Origin of the sequence: Sphingobacterium sp. UBA2610 (assembly GCF_002339225.1) — a bacterium.
GTDB classification, from domain to species: domain Bacteria; phylum Bacteroidota; class Bacteroidia; order Sphingobacteriales; family Sphingobacteriaceae; genus Sphingobacterium; species Sphingobacterium multivorum.
Map to the genome: position 1 here is coordinate 131,863 of NZ_DDKA01000033.1, position 12,461 is coordinate 144,323.

11 protein-coding genes are annotated in these 12,461 nt (G+C 41.7%); 5 read left to right on the plus strand and 6 right to left on the minus strand.

Annotated elements, in window-relative coordinates; translation table 11 throughout:
• The first annotated feature begins 6 nt into the window (after nt 1-6).
• From B4Z47_RS22350 to B4Z47_RS22360, 3 genes are read left to right on the plus strand one after another with little or no spacing between them, the layout of a single operon-like run.
• Nucleotides 7-2,229 (plus strand): tetratricopeptide repeat-containing sensor histidine kinase, encoded by a 2,223-nt coding sequence (locus B4Z47_RS22350; RefSeq protein WP_070567463.1) that lies wholly within the window; start codon nt 7-9, stop codon nt 2,227-2,229.
• A gap of 10 nt (nt 2,230-2,239) precedes the next feature.
• Entirely contained in the window at nt 2,240-3,610 is a 1,371-nt protein-coding gene (locus B4Z47_RS22355; RefSeq protein ID WP_070567663.1) for a sigma-54-dependent transcriptional regulator, read from the plus strand.
• Between the two features lie 14 nt (nt 3,611-3,624).
• On the plus strand, nt 3,625-5,244 hold the full coding sequence (locus tag B4Z47_RS22360) for a sigma-54 interaction domain-containing protein (RefSeq protein WP_070567465.1): 1,620 nt from the start codon (nt 3,625-3,627) through the stop codon (nt 5,242-5,244).
• A 76-nt stretch (nt 5,245-5,320) separates the two neighbouring features.
• Here the strand turns inward: B4Z47_RS22360 and B4Z47_RS22365 are convergent, their stop codons facing one another.
• From B4Z47_RS22365 to B4Z47_RS22385, 5 genes are all read right to left on the minus strand, one after another.
• Nucleotides 5,321-6,142, minus strand: a complete 822-nt coding sequence (locus B4Z47_RS22365; protein WP_070567467.1) for an alpha/beta fold hydrolase — start codon at nt 6,140-6,142, stop codon at nt 5,321-5,323.
• Between the two features lie 235 nt (nt 6,143-6,377).
• Nucleotides 6,378-6,887 (minus strand): DsbA family protein, encoded by a 510-nt coding sequence (locus tag B4Z47_RS22370; RefSeq protein ID WP_070567469.1) that lies wholly within the window; start codon nt 6,885-6,887, stop codon nt 6,378-6,380.
• 2 nt (nt 6,888-6,889) lie between these two features.
• Nucleotides 6,890-7,351: a redoxin domain-containing protein gene (locus B4Z47_RS22375; protein ID WP_070567472.1), complete on the minus strand. Its 462-nt coding sequence runs from the start codon at nt 7,349-7,351 to the stop codon at nt 6,890-6,892.
• A gap of 278 nt (nt 7,352-7,629) precedes the next feature.
• On the minus strand, nt 7,630-8,181 hold the full coding sequence (locus tag B4Z47_RS22380) for an antibiotic biosynthesis monooxygenase (protein ID WP_070567474.1): 552 nt from the start codon (nt 8,179-8,181) through the stop codon (nt 7,630-7,632).
• Nucleotides 8,182-8,195: 14 nt separating this feature from the next.
• Nucleotides 8,196-8,546: a hypothetical protein gene (locus tag B4Z47_RS22385; protein ID WP_217493550.1), complete on the minus strand. Its 351-nt coding sequence runs from the start codon at nt 8,544-8,546 to the stop codon at nt 8,196-8,198.
• Between the two features lie 302 nt (nt 8,547-8,848).
• Here B4Z47_RS22385 and B4Z47_RS22390 point away from each other — a divergent pair, with 302 nt between their 5' ends.
• Together B4Z47_RS22390 and B4Z47_RS22395 are read left to right on the plus strand one after the other, a co-directional pair.
• Complete coding sequence (locus B4Z47_RS22390; RefSeq protein ID WP_254667733.1) at nt 8,849-9,799, plus strand: SDR family NAD(P)-dependent oxidoreductase; 951 nt, start codon at nt 8,849-8,851, stop codon at nt 9,797-9,799.
• 74 nt (nt 9,800-9,873) lie between these two features.
• The gene (locus B4Z47_RS22395; RefSeq protein ID WP_070567478.1) at nt 9,874-10,788 is read left to right on the plus strand and encodes a helix-turn-helix domain-containing protein; all 915 of its coding nucleotides are present in this window, start codon (nt 9,874-9,876) and stop codon (nt 10,786-10,788) included.
• Between the two features lie 21 nt (nt 10,789-10,809).
• On the opposite strand, the gene B4Z47_RS22400 is transcribed toward B4Z47_RS22395, so the two are convergent.
• Nucleotides 10,810-12,450, minus strand: a complete 1,641-nt coding sequence (locus B4Z47_RS22400) for a serine hydrolase domain-containing protein (protein WP_070567480.1) — start codon at nt 12,448-12,450, stop codon at nt 10,810-10,812.
• Between the last annotated feature and the right edge of the window lie 11 nt (nt 12,451-12,461).

Sequence of the window (12,461 nt, forward strand, 5' to 3'; positions counted from 1 at the left end):
ACCTTAATGAGAATTTATCTAATACTTAGCATTTTTATCCTTTCGATCTTTAACACATTCGGTCAGGACAACACGACTATTCATCGTCTGCTAGACAGCATATCGCATGAAAAGGATCCCGGACAAAAAGCTCGTATGCTTTATGATGCCGCTAAATGTTATCTGGAAAAACCAGGTGAATCAAAAAAAGACCTAGACAGTGCCTTATGGCTTAATGGGACATCCCAAAAACTGCACCTCTCAGTCAACCTTAAAACCGAAGCCGCGCTAAATATGCTTCTGGATGCCCGAATACAAGAGGAAATGGGTAAACCTGACCTTGCAAAAAGCCAGAAAAAGGCTAGTTTACTTTTTGCAAACGCCCATCAGCTTGCTAAAGCCTCGGCCATGATTTACCTGTCTATGGCTAACGACATCAAAGATGTGGACTTTCATCAAAAGACCAGCTTATTCCAGCAAGCGTTAGAACAAGCCAAAAAGACAAGTGACAAATCACTTGAGCCCAAAATCCTGATGGAACAATCCAGCTTCCTTTCCAATTATGGGGATTATAAAGGTGCCATAGCAACTGCTCATCGAGCCGCTGTATTAAAAAAACAGACCGGCGATAAAAATATCAGCCAGGAGCTTGTGTCCGTTGCCGGTAATCTCCGGATGCTCCTGCGCCTCAAAGAAGCTTTAAAATATGCACTCGAAGCCCGTCGGGTAGTGGAAAACGAAAGCACAACGACAACCAAAGATGATTTAGCTGCCGTGTACAATATTGTGGGATTGATCTATTACGATCTTAAATCCAATAAAGAAGCCCTAGAAAATTATCAAAAGGCATTTGAAATCGCCAAAAGTCAAGACGACAGATATGGCATCCATACGATCACACTCAATTTAGCGACTATTCTATCGCGTCTCAATCGTGTTTCAGATGCACTGAATCTGCTTGATAATGTCACCAAAGATTACGCGTCCGATATCTATTCCATACGCTATGCCTATCTGTATACCATGCTATACACAAGAAATAAAAACACAAAAAAAGCTTATCCCTATTATCAGGAACTCTTAACCTATTACAAGACCGGGAATATCACTGGGCAGGAAAGGCATATCATGATGATTGGAATCGCTAGCTATCTTTTTGCAGATGGACAGATCAAACAGATGTACCCTTACCTCGAAGAAATAGAGCGATCAATGACCAAAGAAAGCAGTCTGCTCCGTGCTTCCGAATTGCGGAAACTCTATTATCTGGCCGACTCCGCCCGCGGTGATTTTAAATCCGCATTCAAAAACTTGGCGGCTTTCAAAACTATCAGCGATTCCATTAACAGTGTAGAGCGGGCCAAGGAGCTTACCGCCTTACAATTAGATTATGATACCGAAAAAAAAGACCATGATATCGTCCTCCTCAAACAAAAAGGTCAGCTGCAAAAATCACTGCTTGAACGGGAGGCTATTATACGAAACGTATTCATAGGCAGCTTCGTTGTCCTGTTGATCTTCGCAGGCTTTTTGTATATCCAAAATGCCATAAAAAAAAGAAGTAATGCAAAACTAACGCTCAAACAGGAAGAAATCAATGCCCAGAATGAAAAGCTAAAACAGCTGATCGCTGAAAAAGAATGGCTACTAAAAGAAATTCACCATCGCGTCAAAAACAACATGCAGATTATTATCAGTCTGCTCAATACACAATCGGCTTATCTTGAAAACGAAGACGCCATCAGCGCAATTCAAAATAGTCAAAATCGCATGCATGCGATGTCTCTGATCCATCAAAAACTATATCAAACAGACAACCTTTCTCGCATTGACATGAAATGGTATATCCAGGAACTGACCGAATATCTCAAAGATAGCTTTCAATCCGAAAAATCAGTTAAATTTGAGATTCAGGTAGATCCGATTACACTGGATGTTGCACAGGCGGTCCCAGTTGGGCTTATTCTCAATGAAGCAATCAATAATGCAATCAAACATGCTTTTGCTCAAAGGGAGGGAACTGTTTTTATCAGCTTCAGGCGAATCAAAGCTACTCCTTACGATCTCTTGCTCAGCATTGCCGACAATGGTATCGGGATACAGAAAGATCTTAGCAGTAGTGATAGTGACTCTTTTGGCATGAATCTCATGCAAGGGCTAACTTCCCAGCTTGACGGAGAATTTAAACTCACATCTGACCAAGGTGTTTTCATTACCATTCAATTTTCACAGAAAGAAGGTGAAATTTAAGACGAATTTTATGCAAAAAGGAAACAAGATCTTAATTGTAGAAGACGAATTTATCGTCGCTAATGATCTCAGGATGATCCTCAAAAAAAACGGTTATGAGGTCGTTGGTATAGCGTCTTCTGTGTCGCAGGCCAAGACAATTATTGCGACAACAAAACCGAATTGGGTCCTACTCGATATCCTATTAAAGGGAAGTGAAACAGGTATCGACCTCGCTATTGAACTGAACAAGCTGGAGCTACCATTCCTATTTATCTCGGCCAATACAAACCAAGGTATTTTAGAAGCGGTGAAAGAGACAAGGCCCTATGGTTTTTTGACAAAACCATTTCGCGAAAAGGATCTTTTCATTATGCTCGATATTGCCAATGAAAGGCTCAATTCGGAAAACAAGGCCGAGGAACCGAAAATTAAGTCCATTGAAAACAGAAGCTTAAAAAATCAGCTCATCGGTACAAGCCCAGCCCTTAATGAGGTACTTTCACAGGTCGAATTGGTTGCTCCTACAGACACCTCCGTCTTGCTCCTCGGCGAAAGTGGCACAGGTAAAGAAAAGATTGCGCAGTCATTACATCAGCTATCGTTGCGCAAGCAGCAGCCTTTGGTTGTAGTCAATTGTGCGGCCATACCACTATCCCTTATGGAGTCTGAATTATTTGGTCATGAAAAAGGAGCCTTTACAGGGGCACAAAATAGAAGAATTGGTAAATTTGAACTTGCCGACGGGGGAACCATCTTTTTGGACGAAATAGGTGAACTACCGTTAGAAGCGCAGACCAAATTACTCCGTGTGCTCCAAGAACAAGAAATTGACCGTGTAGGTGGAGAGCTGCCCGTCAAGATCAATGTCCGTATTATCGCGGCGACTAACCGCAACCTGGAACAGGAGGTCGCCTTAGGCAACTTTAGACTGGACCTCTATTATCGGCTCAACATCTTCCCAATTGCTATTCCGCCACTTCGAGAGCGAACTGGAGATATTGAGGTGCTGGCCAATTATTTTCTAGCCTTTTACGCCACGAAACTCAAGAAAAACGTCACAGCCTTTTCTGCTCATGTACTTGCCAATATGCAAGCTTATCCATGGCCGGGCAATATTCGGGAGATGCAGCATCTTATTGAAAGAACCGTTCTGCTTGCAAAAGACCCTATCATCAACGACATGGTATTTATTGAACACCTGGAAAGTAAAATCTCAGATTTTTCATCTCAAAAATTAGCATCCCTTGAAGAAATTGAACGAGAGCATATTTTGCGTGTACTTGAATCATGTAAGGGCAAAATTTCAGGCCCAGGTGGAGCAACAGAAATCTTACAGATCAGTTCATCCAGTCTATATAGCAAAATGAAAAAATTCGGAATTAAATCCGACTTTTATTGATAACAAGATAGCAAATGACCATCATGCAGCATACAGCCGTAGGATCAGATCCGCAAGCGATTTATAATCGCATTCAGCAACGCGAAATAGAGCAGCTTGCTCAAATTGCTATTCAGCAGAAAATGGCTCCTATTCATACCCTAGCCGCATTGGATTTGCTTCAAAACGAAATCCAAATCTTTTTGGGACAAAATTGGCTTTCGCTATTTATTGCGGATAATCGCGAAGTTAATTATAGCCTTCTTTTTCAATCCAAAAATAAGGCAAAAACAAGCAAGAACGAATCACGTAGCTGTAAAGACACATTCTTTAAAGATTGTATCCTTTCCGCTGAACCCATCCTGTTCCGAGCCAGCGAGATTTTAAAAGCAGATAAATCCTTTCCGGCAAGCTTTGTCCACGTCATTCAAGAGGGAAATAAAGCAATTGTATCCAAAGCTTTTCGTGTACATGACCACTACTGGGCGATCTTAAGTCTAGGCTACAAAAGGCTGGAACATATCGATCCTCAGCTTGAGTATCGGATAAAAAACTTTATCCCACAGCTTGGTATCAGCATCGGCAATATTCTGATGCACGAACGTTCGGCACATGCAGCCTTAACAAACATGCCCAGCAGCCCAGCGCAGCCTCAGGGTTTCCTGCAGAACGAGGGTTACGGTAAGAAATCAGAGGCCTCAGAGCCGCAGATGATCGGCGAGAGTGACCTGATACAGGCCATAAAATCGCAGCTCAAAATGGTAGCACTATCAGAAATGAACCTGCTTATTCAAGGTGAAAGCGGAACTGGCAAAGAAGTAGCAACCCAAATTATACATCATTTTTCACTCAGATCGGCTCGTCCCCTAATAAAAGTCAACTGCGCGGCTATTGCGCCCACATTGATCGAAAGTGAGCTTTTTGGACATGAAAAAGGTAGTTTCAGCGGTGCTGTAAAGCGTAAAATCGGCAAGTTCGAACAAGCCCACGGCGGAACACTTTTTTTGGACGAGATTGGGGATCTCCCTTTAACACTCCAGGCAAAACTTCTCCGTGTGTTGCAGGAAAAAGAAATTGAGCGCGTGGGAGGAAATAAAAATATTCCTATCGATGTCCGTATAATCTGTGCCACACACAAGGACTTACAAGCTGAAGTGAAGGCCGGCAACTTTCGATCCGATCTATATTACCGGATCAGTGCATTTCCAATTACCCTTCCATCCCTTCGTGAACGACGGGAAGATATCCCTCATTTAATCCAACACTTCCTCTTAAAACATGCCGGAGAAAAACCACCTAAGCAAATGAGTAAAAAGGTATTGCAACGCCTCCATCTACATTCTTGGCCTGGCAATATTCGCGAACTTGAACATGTTATTGCACGTTCGATTCTATTGACTGAAGATTCAACTATAAAAAAAATTGCGCTATTGCCTGACGCTGATTTTGTAGGAGAAAGCAAGGTTCCGGATTTCCGTCTACAAACCCTGGCAAACTTTGAAAAAGAATACATTCTTTGGGTATTGCACAACTGTAAAGCGCGTATTTCTGGCCCAAATGGGGCGGCGACCATACTCGGTATTCCAGCCACAACGCTTCAATCCAAAATGAAAAAGCTGGGCATTGGCAAAAAGTTTTCTTACTCCAAGGAATAAAATGAAAAAAGCCATTCCCGTTTATGGAAATGGCTTATACAACTATTTAAAAACTATTTTTAGATCAACAGAAATCTTATTTCTCGATAAAATCCAAAATATCCTTATTGATGGTCTCCGCTTCTGTAGTAGGCATTCCATGCGGAAAGCCAGGATAGGTAATTAAAGTGCCATTTTGGACCAACTCAGCAGCTCTTCTACCCGTTATATCAATCGGTACGATCTGATCATCTTCACCATGCAATACTAAGACAGGAATCTCGACTTTTTTAAGTTCTTCCGTAAAATCAGTTTCAGAGAAAGCTTTGATACAATCATAGTGAGCCTTAATACCGCCCATCATTCCTTGCCGCCACCAGTTATCCATCACGCCTTGTTGTACATTTGCTCCATCGCGGTTATAACCATAAAAAGCGAGGGTAAAATCCTGAAAATACTGTTGTCTACGTGTTGCAGTATTCAATCTTATTTCGTCAAAGACCTCCATAGGTACGCCATCAGGGTTTGTTGCACTCTTAGCCATTGTGGGGGTAACCGCACTGATCAATACAGCTTTTGACACCCGAGAAGTACCATGATTGGTTATGTAGCGCACGACCTCGCCGCCACCTGTTGAGTGGCCAATATGGATGGCATCTTTTAAGTCCAATGCTTCTACCAATTGTGCAATATCCGACGCATAGGTATCCATCTCATTTCCTGTCGCCGTCTGTGTCGAGCGACCATGACCCCGGCGATCGTGTGCGATCACACGGTACCCTTTTTCGAGGAAGTACATCAGCTGCGCGTCCCAATCGTCGCTGGATAGAGGCCAACCATGATGAAATACGATCGGTTGTCCTGTTCCCCAGTCTTTGTAATAAATTTCTGTTCCGTCTTGAACTTTGAATGTTGCCATGATGATTAGTTTAAGAATTTTATTATTTACATGATATGTTAATGGGATTGCAATTTATAGTCCAACAAACATATATAACTGTATTTAAACGCATTATAAAACAAAAAGTAAATTTATAAATAACGATATATCGTTATTTATACAGTCGGTTCATCCGTTTTTTAAGATAGGTTCTATTTTCCTGCAAAAGGCTTCTCGCCGTGTGCTCAACTGTATTTAAATAGTAATCATATATTCAGTTTTCACCTAATATTTGAACCAGATCTTCCGCGCCACCGTCAAATTTCTGTCCGTTGACAAAAAATGTCGGTGTCCCATTAACGCCACTCAGCATACCACTTTCAAAATCGCCATCTACCCGATCCTGTAACGCCTCGTCCTGCATATCAGATTTGAACTTCGACATATCCAAATCCAGTTGCTCGGCGATATCCAACAGTAATCTCGCACTTAACAAGTTCTGGTTTTCAAAAATGGCATCATGCATCTCCCAAAATTTTCCCTGCAAGGCCGCCGCCTCCGCCGCTAATGCTGCGGGTTGAGCATAAGGATGCATTTCCGAAAGTGGGAAATTGCGGAATACAAACCTGATCTGGCTTCCCAGTTCGGCCATCATTTCTTTTATTATGGGATGGGCTGCACCGCAATGTGGACATTGATAATCCCCATATTCAACAATGGTCAGATCGGCCTGGCCATTTCCCAATATATGGTCAGCATTGCTGACCTTCGGTTTCAATGACATAATTATTTTAATTTAAGATTCTCCAATGCTTCGATAATACCGTCTGCACCTGGATTGACCGCAGTCGGAGATAGATAACTCCAAGCGATAACCCCTTCCTTATCAATTACAAAGAGTGCGCGCTTGCACTCACCTTCTTCTTCATCGTAAACACCATATTTTTTGGCGACATCTCCTTTAGCTTCAAAATCGGCTAGAAGTGGAAAATGTAGTTTTCGGGACTGAGCGAACGCCATATGACACCATTTGCTGTCAACGGAAATACCCATAATTTCGGCATCATATTTCTTAAAATACTTGAGCATTTCATTATATAGTGCCATCTGATCGCTGCATACCGGACTCCAATCTGCGGGGTAAAATGCCAATATCACATTATGCCCCTTGAATTCTGATAAGCTAATTTTCTGATCGGGGGTCGCATACAAGGTAAAATCAGGGGCAACATCATTTTTTTTTAACATACTAATATCTTTAAAGTGTAAGCAATATTGGCATTCCAGTCTGCCTGTTTATATATTTATAACTAGATCTGTGCCACCATAGTATAAAGGTGTGAACAGTTAAATTTGTTTTATTTAGTTTCAGGTTTGATAAAGATCTGACTTTCCGGAAGTCCTTTAAGGAATGAGTTTCCGATCCAAAAATCATTTTGAGCTGTCTCTCTCATACATCATAAATTATTTAGATTCAGAATTCCTTGAAAAGGCAGAAATTATCGTTCAACACAGCCAACTTTAGACTATTTATTTAGCCATTTACGAATCAGCTTTGTATATTTTGGCATGACAACATAAACCATCAAAAACACAATCGTACCAGAGATTAAGAGTGTATCCGAAAAGTGATTGAAGGATAAATTTAAAGCGCGCAATAATGGCACGAGTAACATGGGTGTACAAATGGATAATGGATAAATAGCAGACCAAGTGACAAGATATTGTTTCCAGCGAGGAGGGATTTTTGCACTATTCTCTGGGACTTCAAAAAGAAAATCCAAACCCGACTGGATCTGATAGTGATCGTGGCGACGAAATAGTGGCTCAACCTTTTCAATCCAGCGCTTTCGTTCCGTCGATTCTAGCCACATTTTGAGATGGTCGACCGTGTCAAAACGAATAATGATCGTATATACAAAAGTCAATTGAGGAATAGGCCTTACGATCTGAAGATCAATAAAGCCCTTTGCATGTCTAGTTAATGGCATAATCTCTTCAAGCCATTTTTCATAATCATAGATTTTATCATCCAGAATATGATGTGTGATTACAGCGGAAGCGCCTTGGTTTTCCATAGGATCAGATAAAATTAAAATGCACGTTGGTATTGCCAGGGTATTGCTATTTCTTCTCCGAGTATTTTTGCTGCATGTAAGGAAAAATAAGGATCCCGAAGGTGCTCACGAGCAATTAGTATAAGATCGGCCAAACCGTCTGTAATAATAGCATTGGCCTGCTCAGGTTCATTGATCATTGTCGCTGATGATGATTTCAACTGCCATCCTCCTTCTGAAACAGCCAAAGGCAGCATCCGTTCTTTTGGATTACATTCAGTGAGTAGCAATCCTGCTCCACCAATCGCACGGCTGCCCAAGTGGACAAGAGGCCAATCTCCTGGTATACCCTCAGTCGCACTATACTGTTGCGTAGGCGATACCACAATTCTGTTCTTAAGGTAAGATCTCGTAGTCTTATTGTTGAAAAAAAATTCATACTATTAGTTTTTTGGGTTCTTTTGCTCATAACTGATCTACTATTTTTTTAAAATTATAGTTGTTGAGCAGGAAACTTTACCATTCATCAAGACGGTCGATTCTTTTTTCTGGACCATCAGGCTATTGGTTTTCATAACATATTGATTTAATGAAAAAGCGCTATTACTCTTCATTCATTTAAAATTACCCAATTTTTTCTTTTTGCTGTATAGATTTTGTCGAACCGGCAAATTCAGTCGTTGAAAGGATGGTAATCCACGATCTGACTACAAGATCCGTTGATCTGCCTACATCCAAAATCGGTGGATTGGCCATCTTTGTATCATCAATTTATTTAAAACAGAAACACATGAAATCACAAAAAGTATGGTTCGTCACTGGTGCCTCCAAAGGGCTTGGTCTCAACCTCGTTAAAGAGCTGCTCGCCCAAGATTATTCTGTGGTTGCCACATCACGAACAAAACAGGCGCTGGAAGATGAAATCGGCAATCAGGAAAATTTTCTGCCGCTTGAAGTCGACATTACCGATGACAGCGACGTTGCCCGCGCTGTACTCTCGGCCATTGATTATTTTGGACGAATTGATGTACTGGTCAACAATGCCGGATATGGTCAGACAGGCACTCTAGAGGAGCTCAGTGACCGGGAAGTACGCCGCAACTTCGAAGTGAATGTCTTTGGATCACTTAATGCCATCCGGCATATCGCTCCCCATATGCGACGCCAACAATCGGGACATATTTTCAATATCGCATCTATCGGCGGACTCGCAGGAAATTACCCAGCTTTTGGTGTTTATTGCTCCACCAAATTTGCTGTCGCAGGCTTTACTGAAGCCCTCGCTGTCGAAATGGAGCCTTTTGGTGTACACACGACCTTGGTGTATCCCGGCTATTTCAGAACTGATTTTTTATCTGAAGGATCCTTACATACCGCAGCCAATCCGATCGCAGCTTATGTAACTGCCCGAGAAAACGAAGCCACCCATCTGCATCAGATCCACGGGAATCAGGCAAACGATCCCCAAAAAGCAGCAACCCTATTAATCGAGCTTAGCACGCTGGAGCAGCCTCCAGTCCATTTTTTAATGGGCGAAGATGCGTATGAACTGGCCAAAAATAAGATCAACATGCTTAGGGCAGAAATCGAAAAATGGAAAAGTTATACCGTGTCAACAGGTTTCGAGCATTCCGTATAACAGCTTAGTTCAGCATAAGGTGCTTCCAAGGATATTTCACAATAATCAAATTAGAAATTCAGTAAATTTACAACATGGAGAATACATTTCGCTTTCAATCCCTTTCGGAATTCCACAGCTTTTGCGGACTACCTAAACCCGAACATCCATTGATCAGCCTGGTTGATTATAGTCAAGTACATTACCCTGTGAATGATCGCAAATTGAATTGGATACAACATTTTTATTCGATCGGTTTAAAGCGAAATGTAAATGCCAGGTTCAATTATGGACAGCAGCACTACGACTTCGACTCGGGCATACTCACCTTTGTCTCACCCTTACAATTTCTAAAAGTGGAGATCAATCAGGAAGTACAGGCGCAACCCAGCGGCTGGATCCTGTTGATCCATCCTGATTTTCTTTGGAACAGCGAACTGGCAAAACATATTCACTCCTACGATTTTTTCCAATATCAGGTCAATGAAGCCCTTTTTCTTTCAGACAAAGAAGAAGCCATCATTGTCGATATTCTGCAGAATATCGAAAAAGAGTACCAGTCTAATATCGATAAATTTAGTCGTGAACTCATTCTCAAACAGATTGAACGCTTGCTGATTTACGCCGAACGATTTTACGAGCGTCAATTTATCACTCGCAAACGATCGACCCAAGAGCTGGTCACCAAGTTTGAGCAAATACTGTCAACACAGTTTCAGCAACACATACTTGTGGAGCATGGCGTACCAACCGTCAGCTTTTTGGCGCAGCAGCTCAATTTATCACCAAACTATCTGGGCAGTTTGCTGCGTATCTACACACAACAAAACACCCAGCAGCATATTCAGCATAAAATGATCGAGTATGCCAAATTAAGATTAAGTACAAGTTCCCTCTCCATCAGTGAAATCGCCTATGAACTGGGGTTCGAACATCCACAGTCGTTCAGTAAGGTCTTCAAAAAGAATACCCAACAAAGCCCCGTGGAATTTAGGCAACTGTTTCAGTAAAAAAGCTACTTTGTAAAGCGATCAATTACCAGCATTAATTAAGGCTGGAAGCAAAAATTCGCTGACGATCCGGTCGACCTGCCTATGCGCATAAGCTTGACCATAGGCACTAGCTGTAATAACGATCACATATGGAATGTCGTTCATAACAATAATGTAATTCCCGCCATTGCCAGCACAATAATATGCTTCATACGCCTTATTTCCAACATTAAAGCACTTGTTCCAAAACAGATAACCATAATATTCTTTCTCCCTTTCAGGAATCATAAGCTGTTTCGAAAGGCTCTTTTGAACCCAGGCTTGCGGAAGGATCTGCTTACCATTCCAGCGCCCACCGTTCTTATAGAGCTGGCCGTACTTCGCAAAATCAAGTGCATTCATACGAATACCACCAGCAGTATTTGGCAGTCCTTGCGGGGTGTGTTCCCAGCGGTATTTCCGTATTCCCAATGGAACAAACAGTCTTTTGTCTGCATAGGATTCCAATCCACCTTCTACTTGTTTATGGAGCAGATCTCCCAATACAACGACTCCGGCGGTAAAATAATGCCATTGTCGCTGCAGAGATTTTCGAAAAGGAAGATCTAAAGTAAAGTCTAACCAATTTGTTGTAGGATACATATTTTCCTCATTACCGGGGCTATTGGGATCTTCATCGTTACCATCAAAGCCAGCACTCATGGTCAACAATTCACGAATGGTTGTTTTATTTTTACCTGGATCAGGATGTTGATATTTTGTAAAATCATAGCATTGATCCAGTGTTTGATATTCGTCCTTGACAAAGCCATCCGCAATGGCCATCCCGGTTAAAGTCGATGCAAAGGTTTTGCCGACGGACCGGGGATCATGCAGGCTATCCCTATTTTCACCATTGAAATATTCTTCTATCAACAGATTTCCATGTTCCAATACCACAATTCCGTTTACCTTTTTAAAAATCCCCTCTTCAATCATTCCTTTTAGCTGCTGCATCCTACGGCGGTCAAACTTTGCTTTTGATAAATTCAACCCAGGATAAGACTCCGGCAACTGTAGCCTATATTTATCCGGATTTATATCCGGGTTCATGCTGACAGAAAGCTGCAGTTCACCACTTGCAATGATACCACCAACAACCAGATTATCAGTATTTACGTAAGGTCTGATTTCCATCTTAAGATGATGTTTTCCATCCGTTAACGCCTTTTCACCACCATTAAAAAGAAAACGATTCCAGAAAGATTCAGACCAGGATCCCTGTCCATTGATTTGATCGATCAGGGGACGTTTCAAGATCGTCTCCTGTTGCTGTATCTCCTGCTGAGGTGCGCCAGGAGATAAATTGCTTCTGTAAATTACTTTTCCATCTATCCATAACGTAAACTGAAAATTACCCTGTTGAAAAAGTTCGGTCTCCGTAAGCTTCGGCGCTAGGATCTTTTGATAATAGAGCAATGGCTTTTGAAGTTTGATAGCAAAAAACAGATCACTTTTCGGTGAGAGCACATAATTAGGCATAAACTCTTCTTTTTGCAACCGCTCCCGCGAGCTTGTGAACAAAATTTCACCAGGCATTTCCTGATCAAAGTGAACCTGTAAAGTATCCCGCTTCGATTGTTGTTGCGCATTAATCAACAGTGGATAACAGAATAAAAAAAATAAAGCAAGATATTTCATAAGGCTTTTTC

Coding starts and splice junctions, on each gene's coding strand:
- B4Z47_RS22400 (WP_070567480.1), bottom strand. CDS start 12,450: ATGAAATATCTTGCTTTATTTTTTTTATTCTGTTATCCACTGTTGATT.
- B4Z47_RS22390 (WP_254667733.1), top strand. CDS start 8,849: ATGGTAATCCACGATCTGACTACAAGATCCGTTGATCTGCCTACATCC.
- B4Z47_RS22375 (WP_070567472.1), bottom strand. CDS start 7,351: ATGTTAAAAAAAAATGATGTTGCCCCTGATTTTACCTTGTATGCGACC.
- B4Z47_RS22365 (WP_070567467.1), bottom strand. CDS start 6,142: ATGGCAACATTCAAAGTTCAAGACGGAACAGAAATTTATTACAAAGAC.
- B4Z47_RS22355 (WP_070567663.1), top strand. CDS start 2,240: ATGCAAAAAGGAAACAAGATCTTAATTGTAGAAGACGAATTTATCGTC.
- B4Z47_RS22395 (WP_070567478.1), top strand. CDS start 9,874: ATGGAGAATACATTTCGCTTTCAATCCCTTTCGGAATTCCACAGCTTT.
- B4Z47_RS22370 (WP_070567469.1), bottom strand. CDS start 6,887: ATGTCATTGAAACCGAAGGTCAGCAATGCTGACCATATATTGGGAAAT.
- B4Z47_RS22380 (WP_070567474.1), bottom strand. CDS start 8,181: ATGGAAAACCAAGGCGCTTCCGCTGTAATCACACATCATATTCTGGAT.
- B4Z47_RS22360 (WP_070567465.1), top strand. CDS start 3,625: ATGACCATCATGCAGCATACAGCCGTAGGATCAGATCCGCAAGCGATT.
- B4Z47_RS22350 (WP_070567463.1), top strand. CDS start 7: ATGAGAATTTATCTAATACTTAGCATTTTTATCCTTTCGATCTTTAAC.